Here is a 21,128-nt window from a genome sequence, read left to right on the forward strand (position 1 = left end):
TTTCCTTGCCGCGCTGCTCATCCTGTGGCTATGGCTGTCGCATTCGAGCAGGATTTTTTCGACTCTTTCCTTGACGATTTCGCGGCTCATAGCGGCACGCCTGTTTTGAGGGCGGATTTTTCTATGCTTCGTTGCTGATCTTTGGCGATGACGATGTCTATTTTTTGTTCGCCCAGTGCTTCGTACAGTTTGAGTTTAAATTGAGCTTTTCTTTCAAGCTGCTCCCTTGGGCTTAGTGGGTGGGAGAGTTGAATATACAGGTCGATGTCGCCGCCTTTTTTGTTGTCATCGACACGCGAGCCAAAGAGAAGGATGGTTCCTTCTTGAAAAACATCCTGAAAAGCTTCTTTGATGCTGCTGGCTTCTTTGTGCGTGAATCGCATGTCTTGTTTCCTTGTTTGAATCGCTCGCCATAGCCGGAATGATAATCTGGATAAGGTTTGGCTATGGGGTACATCGAAATACCTGTGATTCGTCGTTTCCGCGAAAGCAGGAACCTAGAAAAATCATGGCGCTGGATTCTCACCAACGCGGGAATGACGGGTTTTTCGAGCTTCCCTATGATGATCTTACTCGAATTGCGCTTAATGCGAAGCTAACAAAGCCCGCTTCATTGGATCTGCTTGTTATTGACCAGATATCAGGCGATCAAGAGCCGAATGATAAGCGGCCATGTCTTCGCGTTTGTCGATGGCGAGCACGAGTACGACCAGCACATTATCTTCGACGCTGTACACAAGGCGATAGCCCTGTTTGCGTAGTTTGATTTTGTAGCACCCGCGCAAATCACCATGCAGTTGCGCACCCGGCGTATGCGGTTCGTTGAGGCGTTTTTTGAGTAATTTGCGTAATAGTTCTTTGATGCTGCCGTCGAGTGCGTTCCATTCGTCAAGGGCTTCCGGTAGGAATTTTAGCCGGTAGCGTGTCGCACTTGGGCTTGCATCAGATTTGGTCAATATCCACCTCAATAGCGCTGTCTTTGCGCATTAAACGCTGACGTGCCAATTCGAGCAGGTTTTTGTCGGATAGCTCTTCGGCGATGGCTTCAAAGAGTTTGGGGCTAACCATGTAGAACGCGGGCCGGTTGTGGTTGAGCACGGCGACCGGCTTTTCGCCTGCCGTTCGCAAGACATGGGCCGGGTTCTTTTTGAATTCGGTCATGCTGATGGAGTAGTCGGCGTAGATAGCGTCCATAATTGTTTACCTTGCAAATTTGGATACGAATATAGCTCTGTTTTAAGCGCGATTCTAACACGTCGTCACGTTGTTCGAATAGTAATCTGGGGCGGGTTTCGATGTAGTGCTTTTTCTTTAGATTGCGCTGAAGGCGAAGCGGGTTGTGTTGGCCTGTCGGTTTGCTATTCCCGCACAGGCTCAATACTCATATTGGTAGCAAAGTTGGGCGATGAATAGATAATCGTTAGAGATTTTATATACCAGCCGGTGTTCATCGTTGATTCGCCGAGACCAGTAACCTGTGAGGCTATATTTTAATGGCTCGGGCTTGCCAATGCCGTCAAAAGGGTCGCGCTGAATTTCTTTGATTAAGGTATTGATGCGTTTGAGTATAGTTTTGTCGGTTTGCTGCCAATAGAGGTAATCATCCCACGCTTTGCTGGAAAAGGTGAGCTTCATTCAATCAATTCGCGCTCGGTTCCTTTCCCGGCTTCGAGCTCGGCCATCGATTCAAGCAAGCGCCGCGCATTGGCTGGCGCGCGAAGCAGATACGCCGTTTCTTCCATGGCTTGATAATCTTCCAGAGAGATCATGACGACGGGTGCTTCCTGCTTGCGCGTGATGATTATCGGATGGTGGTCGTTGCACACTTTTTCCATTGTTTTGGCAAAGTTGGCGCGTGCTGCGGTGTAACTGATCGCGTTCATGGGGAGCACCTAAAGCTTATTATGTACATTAAAACGTACAATGAGTGTAGCGGTTGATACGATGAACCGTCAATGCGTTGCGGCAAAGCTCATGACACGAGGGACGGTGCTTTAATTGATGGTACCGGCGCCATGCTCGGTAATCATCAAAACCCTTCGATATCTTGGTAGACCTCGGCCACGCTGGTGTTCAGATCAAGGCATTCAATGGTGAACGTGCCTTCGGTGTGAACTTCCGGCAGCCAGTCGGCGCGGCGGCGGTAGATTTCGATTTGCATGTAATCCTGTGCGACGAGTACATATTCCTGCAGGCTGGGCAGGGTTTGGTAGGCCAGCATTTTCTCGCGGCGGTCGATGCGCTCGGTGGTTTCCGAGAGTACTTCGATAATTAGGCAAGGCGTTCGGCTGTAATGGCTTTCACGGTCGTCAGGATCACAGTTGAGTGCCAAGTCGGGGTAGTAGAAAATATCTTTGCCGCTGATGGTAAGTCGCACTTTCATGTCGGCAATAAATAACTGGCATTTTTTTTCGCGGGCTTTGGGGCCGAGCAAAAGGCTGAGTGAGGTGGCGATAAGCCCATGCCGACGGCTGGCGCCGCTCATGGCATACACTTGGCCATCAATATACTCGTGGCGAATTTCGCTATGTTCTTCACCGTTGAGGTAATCGGTAACGCTAATTGTGGGCAAGTGGGCGGCTGGCGTACTCATGGGGTTTACTCCCTGTCTGGTCGGGGTGGTGATGAGCTTAATTGATGTCTTGATAGACTTGTGTCAGTGACAAATTGAGCGTTTCGCCGTTCTGCCAAGGCATGCTGAGTGTGGCATCAAGCTTATGGCGGAGCGGCTCGACGGCTTCCCGGATAAGGAAATCGTCGAGCATGAACGTGTGGGTTTGTGTCGGCGGACTCATGGCGGCGGTTCCTTTGGGATTCAATGCCTTGAGTGTATCGTATTTTGCTTAAGCTGAAAGAGTGAGCTGTTTTGAATGCGCTTATGTGTGGTCATGGACGCGATGTTTGCAAAGGTGCGGTCCCTGTAAATCCCCCTCGTACCCCCTTTTGACAAAAGGGGGGGGGGTTATGCGGCCTTTGCTAAAGGGGTGAGGGGGAGGTATGCGCTTGAGAATCAGATATCGCGCAACAGGGCGTTAATACCCACTTTGCTTAGGGTTTTCGCATCCACTTTCTTCACGATGACTGCGCAGTAAAGGCTGTATTTGCCGCATTTGGAGGGCAAGTTGCCGGATACAACAACCGAGCCGGCCGGGATGCGGCCATAGCTGACTTCACCGGTTTCGCGATCATAAATCTTGGTGGATTGGCCGATGTACACGCCCATGGAAATCACCGAGCCTTCTTCGACGATGACGCCTTCTACGACTTCCGAGCGGGCGCCGATGAAGCAGTTGTCTTCGATGATTGTGGGCGATGCTTGCAGCGGTTCGAGTACGCCGCCGATGCCCACACCGCCGGAAAGGTGCACGTTTTTACCGATCTGCGCGCAGGAACCGACAGTCGCCCAGGTGTCGACCATCGTGCCTTCATCGACATACGCGCCGATATTGACATACGAGGGCATCAGCACCGCGCCTTTGGCGATGAAGCTGCCGCGACGCGCAACGGCGTTGGGCACAACACGAATGCCAGCTTCTTCGAACTGGGCTTGGTTCCAGTTGGCGAATTTGGTCGGCACTTTGTCGAAATAACGCAGGTCACCGCCTTGCACGACTTCATTCGGGTTGAGGCGGAATGACAGCAGCACCGCTTTTTTTAGCCATTCGTTGACGACCCAATCACCCACGCCGCGGCGCTCTGCCACGCGCAGTTGGCCTGCATCGAGCATACCGAGCACGGTGTTCACGGCATCGCGCACGGCTTGAGGCGCCTCGGCCGGTGTGATGCTCGCGCGGTCTTCAAAGGCGGTTTCGATGGTGTTTTTCAGGGCGTTGAGGTCGGTCATGTGGGCACTCTCTGGAAGTTTTTTGATGCGGCATTCTAACAGCTTGCCACTAGAATGCGGGGGGGAATGCGGGTGGAATGCGGGCGGTGGTTATTCAAGATGCAGGCGGACAATAGCCACCCAGGTATCGGGCTGGTTGTTTTGTTGGATGTATTGCACGTCGGGTTGTAGAAAGATGCGCGGGGTGATTTGCATAATGTAGGCCGCTTCGAGCAGCCGCTCGTGATCGCCGCCATGATTCAAATGCAGTGTGGCTGCCCCGAGCGTGAGGTAATCGTCCGGTCGATGTGCGAACGGTGCTTGCCAATTGAGGCCCGCGCCAAGGTATCGGTTGGCTCCGTTGGTTTGTGCACCCATGCCAGATGCGAAGCTGGCGCGAATAAAGCCGCTGATGTGCTGGTGTTGCTCTGAACTGAGCGGCGTTTCGGCACTGAGATAGCCGCCGCGCAGATCATGCAGGCCGTTGCCTCGTTTTTGCCAGCCGCCGAGTTTAATGGCTGTGCCTTTGCTCGGGCGCCATTGCCCTTCGGCGATGTTCAAAACGCCTTGAGTGAATGGGTGGGTTTGTTGATTGACATCGCCCTGAATCAACCCGACCTTTAACGCGAAGGGGGCGGTATCCGGATCGATGGCGCTGGCGATGCTGGTCACGAGCCCGGTACCGTTCTTGGGGAAAGTCGATGCGGCGAAATTGTCGGTGATCGTCGGGTCGAGACCAAACGAACTGTTGAGCAATTGCGCGGCGCCATCGGTGCTATCGAATTCAGCGCTCAAATCGAATACACCCAATCGGGTGTTGAGACCGATATGAGGTGAGTTCAACCAGTCCTGTTGCCAGAACGCGGTGTTGAGCACCAGCCGATTGCGGTTGCCTTCGATATTGCTCGGGTTGGTGTCTGCTCCGATCAATTCTGCATTGGCGTCGCCCACGCGAGTCGCCATGAGTGAGAAATTGAACACGCTGTTGGGCAGGCCCAAACGATCGCCCTTGAGGGTAAAACCGCCCACCGCGACGCTGTCGAGCGCGTTGCCGCGACGAATACCGCCGGAGAGATTGTTAACCCAATCGGTATCCCAGTGGCCGTGTAAAGAAAAGATCTGTGATTCGTCGAGGGGCAGCGGATGGCTGGCTGCCGTAGGTGCTGGACGGTTCAGAATAAATTCGGTCGCCCATGCGCCCGAACCCAGTATGGGCGGGATCACAAGAACAATCAGGAGGATGGTAACGTAACTTGGGAGTCGACTCATGGATGCAAATGATAATTGATCCTATTTCTTTCTCAATGACATTTGGCTCAATCGGCTAGCTGAGAAACGCCCGAATCCGTTGGGCGGCATCCACGCAATCGATCAATTCGGCAACCAGCGCCATGCGCACGAAGCCGACGCCGGGGTCGTTGCTTTCGACCGGGCGTGAAAGGAAGCGACCGGGCAGTACCGTGACGGCCTGCTCCGCAAACAAATCGCGGGCGAAGCTGCGCTCGTCGCCGCCGACATCCGTCCAAAGATAAAAACCGGCATCCGGTCGCTGTACCGGCAGAACCGGGGCAAGGATGTCCAGCACGGCATCGAATTTTTCGCGGTAGTGCTGGCGGTTTTCATGCACATGCACCTCGTCGTTCCATGCGGCAATACTGGTCATCTGCACCGGGAGCGAGAGCGCGCAACCATGATAGGTGCGGTATTTGAGGTAGCGCGCCAGAATCTCGGCATCACCCGCTACGAAGCCGGAGCGCAGACCGGGCAGATTGGAGCGCTTCGAGAGGCTGTGAAAGATCACCAGCCGGTTGAAGTCGCTGCGCCCCAATTCATGCGCCGCCTGAATGAAGCCGACTGGCGGTGCATCTTCATCAAAATAAATTTCGGAATAGCATTCGTCGGCGGCAATGATCACATCATGGCGATCGGCCAGATCGAACAGCGTCTTGATGCGCGCGCGATCGATCACGGCCCCGCTCGGATTGCCGGGCGAGCAAACGTAAATCAACTGCGCGCGTGCCCAAATTTCAGCAGGAATGGCGGCAAAGTCGGGTAAAAAGTCGGTATCGCTGGTCGTTGGGTAATAATAAGGTTCGGCTCCGGCCAGCAGCGCGGCGCCTTCGTAAATCTGGTAAAACGGATTGGGCATGAGCACCACAGGGCGCGGGGCTGCGGGGTCTTCCGGGCGCGCAACTACGGCTTGAGCAAACGAGAACAGGGCTTCGCGCGTGCCCGCTACCGGGAGCACGTGACGATCCGGATCGACCAGCCCGGGTTCGAGCGCAAAGCGCCGCGTCAACCAGTGCCCGATGGTCTCGCGCAGGCTGCGTTCCCCCTTGGTGAGCGGGTACCGCGACAGACCGCCAAGTGAGTCGGCCATGGCGCGCATGGCAACGGCGGGCGGTGCGTGTTGCGGCTCGCCAATCGACAAGGCGATGGGTTTGTCTGAAGTGGCGGGCGAGATTCCAGCCTTGAGCTCGGCCAGTTTTTCGAACGGGTACGGGTGCAGGCGGGTCAGATCAGGATTCATGGGGGAAGAATTGAGTAATACAAAGCAGGAAGTATACGCGATGGGCGATGGGATGAATCAGACCGCAGCAATTGAATTACTGGGCGTGGATCACGTCAGTGTCGTGGTTGCCGATGTGAATGCGGCTCTGCCGTTCTATCGGCAGGTACTCGGGTTGCGGTTGATTGATCGGCCCGAACTCGGGTTCCCGGGCGCGTGGCTCAAGTTAAGCAATGGCGTGGACTTGCATTTGTTGCAGTTGCCGAACCCCGATCCGGTAGCGAACCGGCCCGCACATGGCGGTCGGGATCGGCATGTCGCACTGCAGGTGCGTGCAACGGAGCCCTTCGCGCAACGGCTGGCAGCGTTGAACTGGCCGTTTACCCGCTCTCACTCCGGACGGGATGCGTTGTTCTGCCGAGATGCCGATGGCAACGCCTGGGAACTGGTGGCGCGGAATTGAGCCAATTTTTTACCGTCGGCCGCAAAAAATTCAAGTGTTTCGCCCTGAATCTTCGCATCGGCCACCTTTTCCAGCATGGCTAGGAATGCGCGCTCGGGCGTAGGTTGCATGCAAGCCATGCGCGTGCCCGCCAGCGGCTTGAATGACAGCTTGCCATCCGCATCGAGCTGATAACGCCCCATTAAACGATTGCAACCATCGAACCCAAACACCCGTTGCGCCATGTTGAAGGTCAATTCGGGCGGTTTTTGGGTTAAATCGCTTTGATCCCCGGCCAACTCCGTGAGTGTCCATTGATCGGGGAGTGCGAGTGCGGCGACGAGCGCGGGCACGTGTTTCGCCGCCCAGCCTTTGGTTGCATTGCGCAGTTGATTCTCTTGAACGAGCCAGCGTGCGTATTCGGGCGGAGCGCCGCGCAAATCCACCTCTTTACCTTCTATCCACTTCACTTTACCCGTGTACGACTGCCGAGGAATGCCTTTGATGTTCTCAAGATCAAGCCGATAACCACCATTGGGCGCCAGCCAGAGCGAGACGGCACCGTCCGGTTGCCCGTTCGATTCCTTGGCTAGTGCGCTGTAGTAGCCGCCCGCCCAATCCAGTGCGATTTGGCTGGTGTGGTTATCCGGCGGAACTGGTTTTGAAGCGGAGCACGCCGTCAATCCAGCAAACATGCCAACGGCTAAAACCAGTACTGCTGAGATGTTCAAATATTTTTTATTCTGCATGTTTGCTCCTGAAAAATTAAAATTTAGCCAGAACATGATCGATTTGTTTCCAGAGCTTGAAAAACGCCTGTGCCGCGGGGTGGCGGGCATGGCTGAATACGACGGGTGTCTGATCCTCGCCCATCTGTTCGATGATTGCGGCATACGGAATGTCGGCGTCGAATAGTTCGGGCATGTCGATGCGATGGGCCGCATAAAAATCACGATGCAAGGAACGCCGCCTGTCGACCATAGAGAGAAAACCCGCCAATCGGCCCGGTTTAATTTTTTCTGATGCCAGATGGCTTTTCAGTTGAAACCACGTGCGCTCGGAAAGATGCGTCGGCACGACCGGCACAAGTACGAGATCGGCTGCGCGCAGCACATTGTCACCCAGCAGGGTGATGCCGGGTGGCGTATCAATCCAGATTTCGTCGAAATATTCGCTCAGGCCATCGAGGAGTTTGGCGATACGAAAGCCGGCATCCTTTTTTTCGGCCAATGCGTGCTCGATATCGTGATAACGCTGATCGGACGGCAATACACTGAGATTGCGATGCAGCGTCGGGCGAATGCCTTCGGCAATGGATTTGACCTTGAGCAGTTGCTGGAGCTTGGGCGCAGATTCCGGCTCTGCCTGAAGATACCAGGATGCCGAGCCCTGTGGGTCAAGATCCCAGAGCAGAACTTTTCGCCCCTGCATGGCCGACAGGGCGGCTAGGTTGACGACGCTGGCCGTCTTGCCAACACCGCCTTTGACCGAATAGAGCGCAATGATTTGAGCCATGAATGCCGTCTGCACCGAATGCGAATGTGTGCCTATGATACGGGAAATTCAGCTCAAATCAGGTGATCGTGGTCGGTTATTCGGTGTCGTCGTCGATATCGGCCAGTTCCTTGAGTTTGCGGGTTACGGTGTTGCGGCCCCATCCAATAAGCGCGGCAGCCTGTTGTTTGTGTCCGCCGGTGAAGTGCAAGGCGGCCTTAAGCAGAGTACGCTCGAAGGCAGGGCCCGCAATGGCCAATAGATCCTGATCACCTGCCGCAAGGCGCGCATCGGCCCAGCGCTTGAGGTCGCCTGTCCATTGGGTAAGCAGGGCGTCATCGCCGAGTGCTGCGCCGGGAGTGGATGACTGGTGAAGATTATCCGGCAGGTCTTCGATGCCGATCTCGTGTCCCGGCGCCATCACGGTGAGCCAACGGGCGGTATTTTCCAGTTCGCGCACGTTGCCCGGCCAATCGTATCGCGCGAGTTGCGCCAGTGCCTGTTGGTGAATGGATTTGATGGGCACGCCCAACTCTTGTGCTGCGCGTTGCAGGAAAAAACGCAGCAGTTGCGGGATGTCTTCCCGTCGTTCACGCAGCGCCGGGAGTTTGAGGCGAATCACGTTCAGCCGGTGGAACAGGTCTTCACGGAACTGGCCGCTGGCCACGCGATCCTCAAGCCGTTGATGGGTGGCCGCGACAATGCGCACATCGGTTCGAATGAGCTGCGTGCCGCCGACGCGATAGAACTGACCGTCGGCCAGAACGCGCAACAACCGTGTTTGCAGATCCATCGGCATGTCACCGATTTCATCGAGGAAGAGCGTGCCGCCGTGGGCTTGTTCGAAGCGACCGACGCGTTGTCCGGCCGCACCCGTAAAGGCGCCTTTTTCATGCCCGAACAGTTCGGATTCGAGCAGGTCTTTTGGGATGGCCGCAGTGTTCAGTGCAACAAACGGACCCTGGCGGCGCAGGCTGTGCTGGTGAAGCGCGCGGGCGACTAGTTCCTTGCCGGTGCCGGATTCGCCATTGATGAGTACGGTCACGTTCGAGCGGGCGAGGCGACCGATCGCGCGGAAGATCTCTTGCATGGCTGGCGCATTGCCGATCAGGTCGGTTTGGGCATCGGCGGTGGTGGAAGCTTCGGCCGTTGTCTCGGCGGCTTGCGGTTGCCGTGAACTCAGTGCGCGCTGAGCCAGGCGCACCGCATCGTCGATATCGAATGGCTTGGGCAGATAGTCGAATGCACCGCCTTCGAAGGCCCCGACCGCACTGTCGAGATCCGAGTGCGCCGTGATGATGATGATCGGCAATTCCGGGTGACTGTTTTGCAGGGAAGAGAGCAGGCTCAGGCCATCTTCGCCGGGCATGCGGATGTCCGAAAACAGGACGTCCGGTGTGCTGGTGCGCAATCGCGCGCGGAGCATGGCCGCGCTCTCAAAGGACTCGACCGTGAATCCGGCCGACTTCAGTGCCCGTTCCAGTACCCAGCGGATGCTGTGGTCGTCGTCGACGACCCATATTTTTGCGGCGTTTTTGCTGCTTTGTTGAGAGGGATTTAAAGTCATCATGGCGGTGTCTCTTGATGGTGCTGCCCCTGAGTATCCTGGCCGGGTAGCGACTGGCTTAACGGTAAAATCAATGAAAATCGAACGGCTCCCGGCTTTTGTTTGAACTCGATCAAGCCTTGGTGTTGTTCGGCAATGGTTTGTGCGATGGATAGACCCAGCCCGCTGCCATGCGCCCGGCCGCTGACCATGGGCAGAAACAAGCTCTCAACCAAGGTGTCTGGCACAGGTGGACCGTTGTTTTCTACATCAATTCGGAGCACGAGCCGGTGTAAGGTTTGGTGAATCGTGAATCGCCGTAGCACCCGCGTTTTGAAGCGCAGTGTCGGGTTGTTTGTGTCGTTTTCACTCATCGCCTGAAGCGCATTGCGGCTAAGATTGAGCAATACTTGGATGAGTTGGTCTCGATCTGCCAGCACATCCGGGATACTGGGGTCGAAGTCAAAATGCCACTGCAGCGGCTCCTGCAGCAGGGTCTCTTCGGCTTCGATGCTCAGCAGTCGGCGCACTTGCTCCAGCGGTTCATGTATGTTTATCCGCTGCATCTGCGGGCGGTTGTTGGGGCCGAGCATCCGGTCGATCAGATTTTTCAATCGACTCGATTCATTGAGGATGATCTGCGTGAACTCCCGCAAGTCTGCATTGGGTAATTCCCGTTCCAATAGTTGAGCGGCGCCTTGTAGCCCTCCCAGCGGGTTTTTCAGCTCGTGCGCCAGACCTCGGACCAATTGGCGGGTTGAGATTTGCATGGCATGAAGTTGAGCGTCACGAGTAATGCGCATGTGGCGCTCGATATCGGCAAGTTCCAGCAGAATATCGGCCCCCGAGATATCCGGAGATGGCGTAATGGCACAATCGGCGATGTGCGTTTGTCCGTGGATTGAAACCAGTTCGGCTTCGCGCAGCGTGACAACTTGTTCCGTTAAACGTGCTTCAGCAACAGCCTTGGCCAGGATGGGGTTTTGTTCGAAAAAAGGAGCAAAGCCCTGCTTGAGCAATACGCCGTAACTCACATCCCAGAACTGTTCGCCGGCAGAATTGATGTAAAGCAGCTTGTCCTGTGCATCCAGAACCACGATGGCGGTGGTGAGTGCGTCGGCCAGGCGTGCCGTGCGAATAGGCATTTTTATTTCGGGCTTTGTCACATCTACTCCTCGTGCTCGTGCCCATTGCTGATTCAGTGAAAAGGCATAACGCAAAGAACATGCCGAAACGGCACTGTTTGTGTAGAAGACTTTGCTTATTCTTTTTAAATCATTGGGTTTTTTGATTGGCATTAAAAAAATCCCCGTATCGGTGCACGAATTGTGTATTGACCGATAGCAGGGATTTTAATGAAAAGCCACTTTATTGCACAAATATAGTGCTATTGGCTTTTGAGTTTGTTTTATTTTTGTGCATTGCCATCCGTGCCCTGCTTCAGATCAATGACCACAGGGTTGGATTGGAAGATGTTTTTACCTTTGCGCATGACAATGGCAATAATGGCGTGCGTTCCGGGGGTAAGGTCACTGATCATGAAGCGTTGCCCGGTCGAGTCATCGACCCGTATGTTGCCATCAATGACGATGCGCATCCGGTCACCCACGCTCTGATCCAGAACGGGCGATAGTTTTGTTTGCACAAAAATGGTGCCACCGTCACGTGCGGTGACAGGCCCCGCCTTGGGTTCGGTGATGATCAGTGATTGATAGTGTCCGTTCCGTTCTTGAGGAGGAATCGCGGGCGACGATGGCTGCGTTTCCGGTAATGACTGACGGATGATCTGTGGGGCGTTGGTTGTGGTTTTTGCCGGAGCAGGCGTGATTTGATTGTATTCAGGTGGATTTGCCGCAGCAGGTTTGCTGGGATTGGTGTCCGCGGTTGAACTAGAACCCGGTGGTTGCATCTGCAACGAAGGGATCAAAGGTGCCGGTGACTTGGACGCTTCAGTGTTTGTCGCCGGTTTCACGGATTCGGTTGCGGGCGTTGTGGTAGGTGGCAGGTTGATTGGTGTGAGCGGGATAACAGGCGGAGGGATGATGTTCAGCTTCTGGGCACCCTTGGTCGGTTGATCGGTGAAGACGACTTCCCCCTTGCTATTTGTGTATTTGTATATCGTTTCTGCTTCTGCGGCCATAGGCGCAAGCGATAGTGAGAAAAAAGCGCTCATGAGCAGAATGGTCGAAGCAAAATGGGCTGTTCGTGGTAAGTGGGCGGTTCTCATCGGCATCGGACTCCTTGTCTTTGAGCGGGAACGGGCGGTGATCGCTGGTGATGGGCTTGTTAGGTTCAATGATGGTCTAACGAGATGCCCCGGCTCTATATAATCGTGGGGCGGAGCCTAGTCGTGCATACGTCATTTGGGTCTGGCGCCGGGATCTCGATTTTGACCCAGCTCAGGCGCCCCGGTTCCTTAGCCTATCATTTGCTCAATAAGTGTCGCGTATTTTCGGCAGGACTCTTTCGTATCGGCCACTATGTTGATGTGCCCCAATTTTCGTCCGGTGCGTGGTTCCTTGCCGTAATCATGCAGGTGAACGCCCGGCAGCGCGAGGATGGGCGCGCGTGGCGGAATGATGCCAACCAGATTGATCATGATGCTATGCCCGGTGCAAGCGGTGCTGCCAAGCGGCCAACCGAGGATGGCCCGCAGATGGTTCTCGAACTGTGAGGTGACCGCTCCGTTTTGGCTCCAGTGCCCGCTGTTGTGAACACGCGGTGCCATTTCGTTGGCAACGAGCCGACCTTGATGCTCAAAGAATTCGATGGCGAGCACACCAACATAATCCAGCCCATCGAGCACATGGCGAGCATATTCCTCTGCCCTTTCTTGTGCGGGATCATCCATGTGAATTTCGGTGCGGTGCAGAATGCCGCTGCGATGCTGGTTCTCGCTGACGGGGTAAAACGCACATTCACCACGTGTGCTGCGCACCGAGATAATTGACACTTCGCGCGTGAAGGGAATCATCTGTTCCAGAATAGAGGGATTGCCGCGGATGGACGCCCAGGCGGGTTCTAAGTCGTCGCTGTGTCGGACGACAACTTGCCCCTTGCCATCGTAACCGAGCCGTCGGGTCTTCAGGATGCAGGGATAACCGAGGTCCGCGACGGCCGATTTCAGGTCTTCGAAGGAGTCAATCGCGTGGTACTTGGCAACAGGAATACCAAGCGATTCGAAAAACCGTTTCTCGTGTACTCGATCCTGTGCGATGGATAAGGGGCGTTCGCCGGGATGAATCTGATTGTGTCGCGCGATACTGGCAACGGCGGAAACCGGAACATTTTCGAATTCGAGTGTAATGGCATCGCACTCAACAGCGAGTTGTTCCAGGGCCAACTCGTCGTCGTACTCGGCTTGAATGTGCCGCCCGAGTCGGCCTGCCGGGGCCTGCGCGGACGGGTCAAGAAAGGTGAAACTCAACCCCAGTGAAATACCGGATAAGGCCAGCATCTGACCCAGTTGACCTGCGCCGATCACGCCAATATGTGCCTGATCCGGTGTGGGGTCTGGTGATGGTGTGCGCATGGTGCAAAGATCCGATCAGAAGGATGGCGGAGGTGTTCTAGGGTCTGTGCCGGCCAGCACGGTTTTAGTCTGGGCATGGCGATAGGCATCGAGGCGTTGCGCCAGGTCTGCATCGTGAACGGCGAGTTGAGCCGCCGCCAACAATGCAGCATTCACCGCGCCAGCGCGTCCAATCGCCAATGTGCCCACGGGGATTCCGGCGGGCATTTGTACGATGGAGAGCATAGAGTCCCAGCCCGACAGAGACTTGGATTGCACGGGTACGCCCAGAACGGGAAGTCGCGTTTTGGCGGCCAGCATGCCGGGCAAATGCGCAGCTCCGCCCGCTCCGCCAATAATCACCCGCAAACCGCGCTCAATCGCTGTTTCTGCATATTGGAACAGACGATCCGGCGTGCGGTGGGCAGAGACGACCTCCGCCTCGAAAGGAATTTGCAGTGTGGTTAGCGTGGCACACGCATGCTGCATGGTCTCCCAGTCGGATCGGGAGCCCATGACGACGCCAACTAGGGGCGAGGGGTGGTTCGGTGCGATGGGGGCGAGGGGCTGTTCACTCATCTGGCTGAAACGCTCGCGGTGGTAGTGGGTGCGCTCAAAAATGGCGTCGCAGTTTTAAGGGTGCCGGCTGCCGAGATGTAAAGAAACACCGCAATGGCCAAAACCCAGGCGCTCGCGCGAATAGCTTTGGTTTTGCCCAGCCGTAACGCGAACAAGCCCAGCACGATATAAACAATCAGACCGACGATCATGACGGTGACATAGTCAGGATTCACGCCGTAGCGCCAGAACATCAGATAGCTGGCGATCAGGGCGCTGACCAGTAAAACGGTATCGACAATATGCGGGGTAATTTTAACCCAGCGTGCCTTGAGCCGCGGCGAGTCTTTGAGCATCCAGATGCCGCGCAGGATAAAACCGATCAGGGAAAGGACAACGGCAAGTCCGTGAATATGGACTGATATTTGTGCGATGGTCATGCGCGCTCCGGCAGTGCGAGAAAACAAGCACACCATTAAACACCAAGGCTAGGATGAATGCCAGACGATTGAATTGGCCTCATCCCCCCGCCCTTGCGACAGGGCGGATGTTGCGGATGGATTTATTCGGGAACGCAGATTTCTCCTGCCCACATGGCCCGGGCGGTTTTCACCAGAAGATAAGCGATCAGTAACGTCAGGAATACGAACAGAAACCCACCGAGATAGGCATAAAATATCAAACCGGTGATCTGGTGCATGATCAGGGTTGCAATCGTCATTGCTGCGATCGGGAAGGTATAGGCCCAAAATGGCAGACCGAAGGGAATCGTCACAAACCGCTTGGCCTGGAAAAACAGCAGCAAGGTGATGAACAAGGCAAAGTTGTAGAGGATATGCCCCATGTCATCCAGCCCGCTCGGATGCAGCGCGTGCCAAGAAATAAACCCGACGGCCGGCGGCGCAATCATGATGAATAGCGTGGGCATCAGCTTGCTGGGCGTGGGCGCATGGAAAAAATAACGGTTCATCAGGATGGTGAGCAGGACAATCCAGAAAATCACCCCGATGCTGAAAAAGAACCACGAAATCTGAATATATCCGAGCGCGGCCCCGGTGATCGGAACCAATATGTTCCCCACGATCGGAATGAACCAGGCCGGGTTGGAGTGATGGATCTGGAATTTTTCGTGGTGAATCCAGTTGCTTAGAATAATGAGGGTAAACAGCAGCTGTAGCGGGGTGCCGATGCTCCATAGCCACAGGGCCAGCGTCTTGTTGAAGCTAAGTGCAATGATGCTGAGCAGAATCAGGTTAATAGAAATGGCGGGAAAGAAGCTCAGGCGAACCACATGATTGAATTCGGCGCGCACTTCACCGGGATATTTCACAAACTTTGCCAAGTAGGCCAGGGCGAGTATGCCGAACAGGCCGAAAGTGACATACGTGAATATCGTGCTGGTCGCGTGCGACCATTGCACTAATTGCTCGCCTTTATGCATGGCGATGGCGAAGCCTGCCATGCCCATGACCATGCCGAACATGGAAATCGGCATATGGGCCAATCGGCTGTGCGCGTTGTCTGCAGTTGATGATTCGGACATCTTTTTACTCCGTGGCATAGAGCGTTGTGATTGATTGCGCGTTATTAGTGGAAAAGGGCCGGCTTGTGCCCGGACGCGGGCAATTTCATATCAATTCGATCGGATATTATGATTAAATTTACTTATGATCAATAGAGTTTTTCAAAATGAATGTTCCCGATGGTTTGATTTCATCTGATTTGCTGTGGCTCAACTGGCTGCTGTTTATTGCTCTAATGGGGTTAGGGGTTTATCGCTCACCTTGGCGCGCCTTGTTGCATGCGCCGCAGCGTTTGAATCTGATCGCTGCCAGTGTGGTTTTTCTGGCAATGCTCTGGTTGTTCTCTTCCTCTGCGCTGCCTGGTTTGTCTTTGCACTTTTTGGGATTGACCGTCGTGACTTTGGTGGTTGGTTGGCCTCTGGCATTGGTCGTTGGCGGCGTGACCTTGTTGCTCCTGTCGCTGGCTGGGCAGATGGCGTTTTCGGGCATCGGGTTGGACATGCTTGGCATGGTGGTGCCGCCTGTACTCGTGACTGCCCTGATTAATGCGGGTGCCCAAAAACTGCTGCCTGCCAATTATTTCATTTATCTTTTTGTGAACAGCTTTTTATCGGCGATCCTCGGGGCAATGGCCGCGGCGCTAGCCTCGGCGAGTTTGATGCTGGTATTTGGCATTTACACTTGGGATGTGCTGACATCGAGCTATTTTCCCCTGCTGCCGATCCAATGGGTGCCAGAGGCCATGATCAACACCATGATCATTCTCGGTCTGACATTGCTTCGGCCCGATTGGGTCATTACTTTTGATGATCAGCGCTACTTTAAAAACTAAGCGTTTATTGTTTCGCATCGCGCTCGGCTTGAACCTGTTGGGATTGCAAGCCAGCGGCCGTTGGTGCAATTTGCAATTCCATTCAAGGTGAATTACTTTTGATTGGCTTTTATAACCCTTGTTTATCCGCGACTTTCCATGGCTTGATGGGTTGGCATGAAAATTGGATTAAATTCAAGCACTGCTCGCTTGTCGCGTGTAACGTGTTTTGCAACCGTCCCTCTCAGGAGAAGATCACAATGAAAAAATTGACCGTATTGATGTTGGCCGCTGGTTTGATGACTTCCGGTGCAGCGATGGCTGCTGGCGACGCGGCTGCCGGTAAGACTCTATATGATGCTTCCTGCGCTTCTTGCCACGGCATGCAGGCTCAAGGCCAAGGTATGTTCCCGAAACTGGCCGGCTTGACCTCAGAGCGCATCAAAACTACTTTGGTTGCGTTCAAGTCAGGTGATACAGCCACTTTGAAGAAAGAAGGCTTGGGTGGCCCTAACTCTGCCATCATGGCGCCAAACGCTGCGGGCCTGTCTGAGCAAGACATGGACAACCTGAGCGCGTACATCGCCACTCTGAAATAATTTTTCAGATTCCGGTTGATGATAAAAAGCCCCGATTTTCGGGGCTTTTTGCTTTCCGGCGGATAGCCTGTTGAATAAATTTAAGCAGCAGGGCGGGCGCGGTGTCGGGTGGTCAGATTTGGGTGCGCTGTTTCTCTTTTGAGATGTTGCTGTGACGCACGTCGTCGCCTTTCTGCTGGAAGATGACATATTCGGCAATGTTGGTGCAGTGATCGCCGACGCGTTCGATGGCGCGCATACAGGAGAGAATTCGCAAACCGACATCGGCAGAGTTGGGGTTTTCGTTCATATACTTCAGCAGGACCCGATGTACGGCGTTGTACTCCTCGTTGACGTGCGTGTCGCGGCGGATGATTTCTTCGGCGGCGATGGCGTCCAGTCGAATGAAGGCGTCAAGTGCGTCGTGCATCATGCCGCCAACGATGCGACCCATGACACGCAGATGGCCGATGAAGTCGGTATGGCGCAGGATGGGGCCGATCTCTTCGGCAATTCGTGCCATTTTTTCGGATTTGTCGCCGATACGTTCCAGGTCGGTAATGGCCTTGACGACCGACATGATGGTGCGCAGGTCATTGGCCATCGGCGAGTATCTCGCGATGATCTGAATGGCCAGCTCGTCAATGGATGATTCCATCCGATTGATTTCATAATCCTGTTTCAGGGCGCGTGCGCCGCGCTCGGCATCCCCGTCGAGCAGGTAAGCCAGCGCATCGGCGAAATGTTGTTCGGCGACCCCGCCCATGTTCATCAGCATCGTGCGCAATGCATTGATGTCTTCGTCGTAACGGGTCAGCGTGTGCGGCGTACCATTGTAGGAATCCATGAAAACTCTCCAGAAAAACATCAAAATATACGAAAAGGTTTGGCGAAGGCTGCACTTCACCGAAATGTCACCAATAACCGTCATAATGACGCATGTTGGCAGTACGGTTGAGGAATTTGTATTCTGACCGCGCCCGTCTGCAATTAACATCAATTGCACTATTCTATTTTATCCAAGTTGCGAAATTATGACCGAAACATCTTTAACGCCCGTCGCACCAGTTTTTATCAATCGCGAGTTGAGTTTGATTGCGTTTAACCGGCGCGTGCTTGAGTTGGCTCAGGATGTTTCGTTGCCCTTGTTGGAGCGGCTGAAGTTTCTATGTATCTCGTCATCCAATCTGGATGAGTTGTTCGAGGTGCGCATCGGATCGTTGACCCAGCAAATCAGAGTGGGGTTGAACCGCCCGGATGATTCCGGTCTGACACCGGGTGAGCAATTGGATCAAGTGTACACAGCGGCTCACAGTTTGGTGGCGGATCAATACCACACGCTGAATGATGAAGTTATTCCCGCATTGGCCGAGGAAGGAATTCATTTTCTTCGTCGCACCCACTGGAATGAAGCGCAATCCCTGTGGGTGAAGCAGTTCTTTCGCCGTGAATTGTTGCCGCTGCTGACGCCCTTGGGGCTCGACCCATCCCATCCGTTCCCTCGAATTCTTAATAAATCCCTGAATTTCGTCGTATCGCTGGAAGGTACCGACGATTATGGGCGTGAAGCCTGGATGGCAATTGTCCAGGCGCCTCGCGCATTGCCGCGGATCATTCGCATGGATGAAGAAGCATCGGGTACCAGCTCGAGTTTCGTGTTTTTGAGTTCAATCATTCACGCACACGTGCATGAGTTGTTCCCCGGCATGACGGTGACCGGCTGCTACCAGTTCCGAGTAACGCGGAACAGCGATCTGGCGGTTGCCGTCGACGACGACGATGATTTGCTCAAAACCTTGCAAGGCGGATTGTTCGAACGTAATTACGGCGATGCCGTTCGCCTGGAGGTTGCGGACAACTGCCCGCAAGAGATGATTGATTTTCTCTGTGACCGCTTCAAGTTGAACAATCAGGCGGTGTTTCAGGTGCATGGACCGGTTAATCTCAATCGCTTGATGGCACTGTATGGGTTGGTGAACCGGCCGGATCTAAAAGACGAACCGTTTACGCCGAAATTGAAGAAGGAATTCAGCAGCGAAGCCAATATTTTCGAAACCATCGAGCAGCGCGGCGCGGTCTTGTTACACCATCCGTATGAGTCGTTCATGCCGGTGGTCGAGTTTGTTCGCCAGGCGGCGAGCGATCCCAAAGTGGTTGCCATCAAGATGACGCTTTACCGCACTGGGCGGGACTCGGCGATTGTTGATGCGCTCGAGGCCGCAGCACGCGCCGGCAAGGAAGTGACGGCAGTGGTTGAACTCCGCGCCCGCTTCGATGAAGAGGCGAATATCGATATTACGACTCGCTTGCAGAAGGCGGGGGCGTATGTGGCTTATGGCATCGTAGGGTACAAAACCCACGCCAAGATGACGCTCGTCTTGCGCCGTGACGGCTCCCGCTTAAAACGCTTCGTCCATATGGGTACAGGTAACTACCATCCTGGCACGGCTCGTATTTACACCGATTTTGGCCTGTTGACGGACGACCGATTCCTCGGTGACGACGTGAACAAGTTGTTCATGCAGTTGACCGGATTGGGACGAGGTATGCGCCTGAAACGCATTCTGCAGTCGCCGTTCACGTTGCATAGTGGGATGCTTGATCGTATCGAACGTGAGATCGAGCATGCGCAGGCTGGGCGGAAGGCTTTGATTCGCGCCAAGATGAACGCATTGATAGACCGTCAGATCATCGAGGCACTCTACCGGGCCTCGCAGGCTGGCGTGCAAATCGATCTGATCATCCGCGGTGTGTGCTGCATTCAGCCCGGCATTGCGGGGTTGTCGGAAAATATCCGCGTGCGTTCAGTCATGGGGCGCTTTCTTGAGCACCCACGCGTGTTTTATTTTTTGAACGATGGTGACGATGAACTGTTCCTGTCGAGTGCCGACTGGATGCCGCGTAACTTTTTCGTCCGTGTGGAGACGTGTTTCCCGATCGATGCGCCTGAAATCAAAGCACGTGTCATCAATGAAGCGTTCGAGCGGTATCTGGCCGATAACACGGGTGCATGGTCACTGGAGGCCGATGGCCAATATCATCGCGTGAAGCGTCATCACAATGCCAAACCGCGCTCCGCACAACAGTCTTTGCTGGATGATTTGACTTGAGTAGAGGTTGTCCATTGTCTCAATCGAGCTCCTTGCGGCGAGCCGATTAAAGAAGGATCAGATTATCGCGGTGAATCAGTTCATCCTCTTCTGCGAATCCCAGTAGCTCAGCAATCGCGTTACTGGGTTGCCGACACAGCCTTTTCGCATGAGTGGAGCCGTAGTTGATAAGGCCGCGCCCCAAATCCGTGCCCGCTTCATCGACGATGCGCACCAGATCGCCGCGAGTGAACTCACCAGTGACTTCAAGGACGCCAATGGGCAGCAGGGAGCGACCGCCTTGGCGCAGCGCGGCGGCAGCGCCCGTGTCCACGCGAACCGTACCCCGGGCGCGCAATTGCCCGGCAAGCCATTGTTTTCGGGCGGCCAGTCGAGTTTGTGCCGGTTGAAAAACCGTGCCAACGCCGGATGTTCCCGCGGCCAGTTGGAGCAGAACGTGTGGTGTAGCGCCCGAGGCGACAACGGTTGCCGCTCCTGATTGGGCGGCGCGCTTGGCTGCCATGACCTTGGTGTACATGCCGCCACGCCCCAGTCGGCCACCTTCGGGGGAAGCCATGGTTTCAAGGGCGGGGTCTCCTGCTGTTACCTCGGTGAGTAGTCGCGCTGACGGGTTCTTGCGCGGATCGGCATCGAACAGCCCGAGCTGGTCGGTCAGAATGACCAGCACATCGGCTTCGACGAGATTCGCGACGAGTGCGGCCAGCGTGTCGTTATCACCAAAACGGATTTCATCGGTAGCGACGGTGTCGTTTTCGTTGACGACCGGCACCACGCCCAGGTCGAGGAGTGTGCGCAAGGTGCTGCGCGCATTGAGGTAGCGCTGGCGGTTTGACAGATCGTCGTGGGTAAGAAGAATCTGTGCCGTGTGGATGCCATGCCGAAGCAGTACGTCGGCATAGGCTTGCACCAAGCCCATCTGACCCACGGCAGCGGCGGCCTGGAGTTCGGGCAGGGCAGAGGGTCGCTCCGGCCATCCCAGCCGAGCCATCCCCTCGGCGACGGCACCGGAGGTAACGATCACGACTTCCCGCCCTTCGGCGCGCATCGCCGCGATTTGTTCCGCCCAGCGGTCGATTGCGGATAAGTCGAGGCCCGCGCCGTTCCCCGTCACCATGGCCGAGCCGATCTTGATGACCCATCGACGATCGGTTTTCAGGTGGGCGCGCAAATCAACCCCCGTATCAACCCCCATGGCAGGATTGGCGTCTCGTTCAACCATGGCG

At 55.1% G+C, this 21,128-nt stretch carries 25 protein-coding genes; 4 read left to right on the forward strand and 21 right to left on the reverse strand.

The annotated features are described in order from the left end of the window. Positions 1–86 precede the first annotated feature (86 nt). The 10 genes from HNEAP_RS01180 to dapC form a co-directional block, all read right to left on the reverse strand. Entirely contained in the window at positions 87–383 is a 297-nt protein-coding gene (locus HNEAP_RS01180) for a nucleotidyltransferase domain-containing protein (protein WP_012823141.1), read from the reverse strand. Between the two features lie 243 nt (positions 384–626). Beyond that, a complete protein-coding gene (locus HNEAP_RS01185) occupies positions 627–956 on the reverse strand; it encodes a type II toxin-antitoxin system RelE family toxin (protein WP_012823143.1) in 330 nt (109 codons plus the stop codon). After that, positions 943–1,194: a type II toxin-antitoxin system prevent-host-death family antitoxin gene (locus tag HNEAP_RS01190; protein WP_012823144.1), complete on the reverse strand. Its 252-nt coding sequence runs from the start codon at positions 1,192–1,194 to the stop codon at positions 943–945. The genes HNEAP_RS01185 and HNEAP_RS01190 overlap by 14 nt, the downstream gene beginning before the upstream one ends. A 180-nt stretch (positions 1,195–1,374) precedes the next feature. Next, entirely contained in the window at positions 1,375–1,635 is a 261-nt protein-coding gene (locus HNEAP_RS01195) for a Txe/YoeB family addiction module toxin (RefSeq protein WP_012823145.1), read from the reverse strand. Next, positions 1,632–1,883, reverse strand: a complete 252-nt coding sequence (locus HNEAP_RS01200; RefSeq protein ID WP_012823146.1) for a type II toxin-antitoxin system Phd/YefM family antitoxin — start codon at positions 1,881–1,883, stop codon at positions 1,632–1,634. Before HNEAP_RS01200 ends, HNEAP_RS01195 begins: the two co-directional genes overlap by 4 nt. Positions 1,884–2,029: 146 nt before the next feature. Then, positions 2,030–2,593, reverse strand: coding sequence for a Uma2 family endonuclease (locus HNEAP_RS01205; RefSeq protein WP_012823147.1), 564 nt, complete (start codon positions 2,591–2,593; stop codon positions 2,030–2,032). 37 nt (positions 2,594–2,630) lie between these two features. After that, a complete protein-coding gene (locus HNEAP_RS12625) occupies positions 2,631–2,795 on the reverse strand; it encodes a hypothetical protein (protein ID WP_012823148.1) in 165 nt (54 codons plus the stop codon). A 215-nt stretch (positions 2,796–3,010) separates the two neighbouring features. Continuing rightward, positions 3,011–3,844 carry a 2,3,4,5-tetrahydropyridine-2,6-dicarboxylate N-succinyltransferase gene (dapD, locus tag HNEAP_RS01210; protein WP_012823149.1) on the reverse strand — a complete coding sequence of 278 codons (834 nt, stop codon included), beginning with the start codon at positions 3,842–3,844 and terminating at the stop codon, positions 3,011–3,013. A gap of 90 nt (positions 3,845–3,934) precedes the next feature. Beyond that, positions 3,935–5,092, reverse strand: coding sequence for a carbohydrate porin (locus HNEAP_RS01215; RefSeq protein WP_012823150.1), 1,158 nt, complete (start codon positions 5,090–5,092; stop codon positions 3,935–3,937). A 55-nt stretch (positions 5,093–5,147) separates the two neighbouring features. Continuing rightward, positions 5,148–6,353, reverse strand: coding sequence for a succinyldiaminopimelate transaminase (gene dapC / locus HNEAP_RS01220; RefSeq protein WP_012823151.1), 1,206 nt, complete (start codon positions 6,351–6,353; stop codon positions 5,148–5,150). Between the two features lie 52 nt (positions 6,354–6,405). Here dapC and HNEAP_RS01225 point away from each other — a divergent pair, with 52 nt between their 5' ends. Beyond that, on the forward strand, positions 6,406–6,795 hold the full coding sequence (locus HNEAP_RS01225; RefSeq protein ID WP_012823152.1) for a VOC family protein: 390 nt from the start codon (positions 6,406–6,408) through the stop codon (positions 6,793–6,795). Here the strand turns inward: HNEAP_RS01225 and HNEAP_RS12110 are convergent. From HNEAP_RS12110 to HNEAP_RS01270, 9 genes are all read right to left on the reverse strand, one after another. Next, positions 6,723–7,523, reverse strand: a complete 801-nt coding sequence (locus HNEAP_RS12110) for an META domain-containing protein (protein ID WP_012823153.1) — start codon at positions 7,521–7,523, stop codon at positions 6,723–6,725. The genes HNEAP_RS01225 and HNEAP_RS12110 overlap by 73 nt on opposite strands. 16 nt (positions 7,524–7,539) lie before the next feature. Continuing rightward, positions 7,540–8,289 (reverse strand): ParA family protein, encoded by a 750-nt coding sequence (locus tag HNEAP_RS01235; protein ID WP_012823154.1) that lies wholly within the window; start codon positions 8,287–8,289, stop codon positions 7,540–7,542. Between the two features lie 76 nt (positions 8,290–8,365). Then, positions 8,366–9,838, reverse strand: coding sequence for a nitrogen regulation protein NR(I) (gene ntrC / locus HNEAP_RS01240; protein WP_012823155.1), 1,473 nt, complete (start codon positions 9,836–9,838; stop codon positions 8,366–8,368). Next, positions 9,835–10,980: a nitrogen regulation protein NR(II) gene (gene glnL / locus HNEAP_RS01245; RefSeq protein WP_012823156.1), complete on the reverse strand. Its 1,146-nt coding sequence runs from the start codon at positions 10,978–10,980 to the stop codon at positions 9,835–9,837. Before glnL ends, ntrC begins: the two co-directional genes overlap by 4 nt. A 242-nt stretch (positions 10,981–11,222) precedes the next feature. Continuing rightward, positions 11,223–12,041, reverse strand: a complete 819-nt coding sequence (locus HNEAP_RS01250; protein ID WP_012823157.1) for a DUF4124 domain-containing protein — start codon at positions 12,039–12,041, stop codon at positions 11,223–11,225. 189 nt (positions 12,042–12,230) lie between these two features. Then, positions 12,231–13,346, reverse strand: a complete 1,116-nt coding sequence (locus HNEAP_RS01255) for a 5-(carboxyamino)imidazole ribonucleotide synthase (protein WP_012823158.1) — start codon at positions 13,344–13,346, stop codon at positions 12,231–12,233. Between the two features lie 15 nt (positions 13,347–13,361). Next, positions 13,362–13,904: a 5-(carboxyamino)imidazole ribonucleotide mutase gene (purE, locus tag HNEAP_RS01260; RefSeq protein WP_012823159.1), complete on the reverse strand. Its 543-nt coding sequence runs from the start codon at positions 13,902–13,904 to the stop codon at positions 13,362–13,364. Next, on the reverse strand, positions 13,901–14,323 hold the full coding sequence (locus HNEAP_RS01265) for a SirB2 family protein (protein ID WP_012823160.1): 423 nt from the start codon (positions 14,321–14,323) through the stop codon (positions 13,901–13,903). The genes purE and HNEAP_RS01265 overlap by 4 nt, the downstream gene beginning before the upstream one ends. Positions 14,324–14,445: 122 nt before the next feature. Further along, positions 14,446–15,426 (reverse strand): SLAC1 anion channel family protein, encoded by a 981-nt coding sequence (locus tag HNEAP_RS01270; RefSeq protein WP_012823161.1) that lies wholly within the window; start codon positions 15,424–15,426, stop codon positions 14,446–14,448. A 146-nt stretch (positions 15,427–15,572) separates the two neighbouring features. Here HNEAP_RS01270 and HNEAP_RS01275 point away from each other — a divergent pair, with 146 nt between their 5' ends. After that, positions 15,573–16,238 carry an energy-coupling factor ABC transporter permease gene (locus tag HNEAP_RS01275; RefSeq protein WP_012823162.1) on the forward strand — a complete coding sequence of 222 codons (666 nt, stop codon included), beginning with the start codon at positions 15,573–15,575 and terminating at the stop codon, positions 16,236–16,238. Positions 16,239–16,477: 239 nt separating this feature from the next. Then, complete coding sequence (locus tag HNEAP_RS01280) at positions 16,478–16,816, forward strand: c-type cytochrome (RefSeq protein WP_012823163.1); 339 nt, start codon at positions 16,478–16,480, stop codon at positions 16,814–16,816. Positions 16,817–16,928: 112 nt separating this feature from the next. On the opposite strand, the gene phoU is transcribed toward HNEAP_RS01280, so the two are convergent. Further along, on the reverse strand, positions 16,929–17,642 hold the full coding sequence (gene phoU / locus HNEAP_RS01285) for a phosphate signaling complex protein PhoU (RefSeq protein ID WP_012823164.1): 714 nt from the start codon (positions 17,640–17,642) through the stop codon (positions 16,929–16,931). A 187-nt stretch (positions 17,643–17,829) separates the two neighbouring features. On the opposite strand from phoU, the gene ppk1 reads away from it, so the two are divergent. Then, positions 17,830–19,905, forward strand: a complete 2,076-nt coding sequence (ppk1, locus tag HNEAP_RS01290; protein ID WP_012823165.1) for a polyphosphate kinase 1 — start codon at positions 17,830–17,832, stop codon at positions 19,903–19,905. Positions 19,906–19,951: 46 nt separating this feature from the next. Here ppk1 and proB read toward each other — a convergent pair whose 3' ends face one another. Then, complete coding sequence (proB, locus tag HNEAP_RS01295) at positions 19,952–21,124, reverse strand: glutamate 5-kinase (protein ID WP_012823166.1); 1,173 nt, start codon at positions 21,122–21,124, stop codon at positions 19,952–19,954. Positions 21,125–21,128: the final 4 nt, after the last annotated feature.

The sequence above is a fragment of the Halothiobacillus neapolitanus c2 genome, assembly GCF_000024765.1.
In the GTDB taxonomy this organism is placed as follows: Bacteria; Pseudomonadota; Gammaproteobacteria; order Halothiobacillales; family Halothiobacillaceae; genus Halothiobacillus; species Halothiobacillus neapolitanus.

Coding starts and splice junctions, on each gene's coding strand:
- HNEAP_RS01225 (WP_012823152.1), top strand. CDS start 6,406: ATGAATCAGACCGCAGCAATTGAATTACTGGGCGTGGATCACGTCAGT.
- purE (WP_012823159.1), bottom strand. CDS start 13,904: ATGAGTGAACAGCCCCTCGCCCCCATCGCACCGAACCACCCCTCGCCC.
- ppk1 (WP_012823165.1), top strand. CDS start 17,830: ATGACCGAAACATCTTTAACGCCCGTCGCACCAGTTTTTATCAATCGC.
- HNEAP_RS12625 (WP_012823148.1), bottom strand. CDS start 2,795: ATGAGTCCGCCGACACAAACCCACACGTTCATGCTCGACGATTTCCTT.
- HNEAP_RS01255 (WP_012823158.1), bottom strand. CDS start 13,346: ATGCGCACACCATCACCAGACCCCACACCGGATCAGGCACATATTGGC.
- HNEAP_RS01205 (WP_012823147.1), bottom strand. CDS start 2,593: ATGAGTACGCCAGCCGCCCACTTGCCCACAATTAGCGTTACCGATTAC.
- HNEAP_RS01195 (WP_012823145.1), bottom strand. CDS start 1,635: ATGAAGCTCACCTTTTCCAGCAAAGCGTGGGATGATTACCTCTATTGG.
- proB (WP_012823166.1), bottom strand. CDS start 21,124: ATGGTTGAACGAGACGCCAATCCTGCCATGGGGGTTGATACGGGGGTT.
- dapC (WP_012823151.1), bottom strand. CDS start 6,353: ATGAATCCTGATCTGACCCGCCTGCACCCGTACCCGTTCGAAAAACTG.
- HNEAP_RS01270 (WP_012823161.1), bottom strand. CDS start 15,426: ATGTCCGAATCATCAACTGCAGACAACGCGCACAGCCGATTGGCCCAT.
- HNEAP_RS01250 (WP_012823157.1), bottom strand. CDS start 12,041: ATGAGAACCGCCCACTTACCACGAACAGCCCATTTTGCTTCGACCATT.
- HNEAP_RS01235 (WP_012823154.1), bottom strand. CDS start 8,289: ATGGCTCAAATCATTGCGCTCTATTCGGTCAAAGGCGGTGTTGGCAAG.
- phoU (WP_012823164.1), bottom strand. CDS start 17,642: ATGGATTCCTACAATGGTACGCCGCACACGCTGACCCGTTACGACGAA.
- HNEAP_RS01280 (WP_012823163.1), top strand. CDS start 16,478: ATGAAAAAATTGACCGTATTGATGTTGGCCGCTGGTTTGATGACTTCC.
- HNEAP_RS12110 (WP_012823153.1), bottom strand. CDS start 7,523: ATGCAGAATAAAAAATATTTGAACATCTCAGCAGTACTGGTTTTAGCC.
- dapD (WP_012823149.1), bottom strand. CDS start 3,844: ATGACCGACCTCAACGCCCTGAAAAACACCATCGAAACCGCCTTTGAA.
- HNEAP_RS01180 (WP_012823141.1), bottom strand. CDS start 383: ATGCGATTCACGCACAAAGAAGCCAGCAGCATCAAAGAAGCTTTTCAG.
- HNEAP_RS01200 (WP_012823146.1), bottom strand. CDS start 1,883: ATGAACGCGATCAGTTACACCGCAGCACGCGCCAACTTTGCCAAAACA.
- HNEAP_RS01275 (WP_012823162.1), top strand. CDS start 15,573: ATGAATGTTCCCGATGGTTTGATTTCATCTGATTTGCTGTGGCTCAAC.
- HNEAP_RS01265 (WP_012823160.1), bottom strand. CDS start 14,323: ATGACCATCGCACAAATATCAGTCCATATTCACGGACTTGCCGTTGTC.
- HNEAP_RS01215 (WP_012823150.1), bottom strand. CDS start 5,092: ATGAGTCGACTCCCAAGTTACGTTACCATCCTCCTGATTGTTCTTGTG.
- ntrC (WP_012823155.1), bottom strand. CDS start 9,838: ATGATGACTTTAAATCCCTCTCAACAAAGCAGCAAAAACGCCGCAAAA.
- HNEAP_RS01190 (WP_012823144.1), bottom strand. CDS start 1,194: ATGGACGCTATCTACGCCGACTACTCCATCAGCATGACCGAATTCAAA.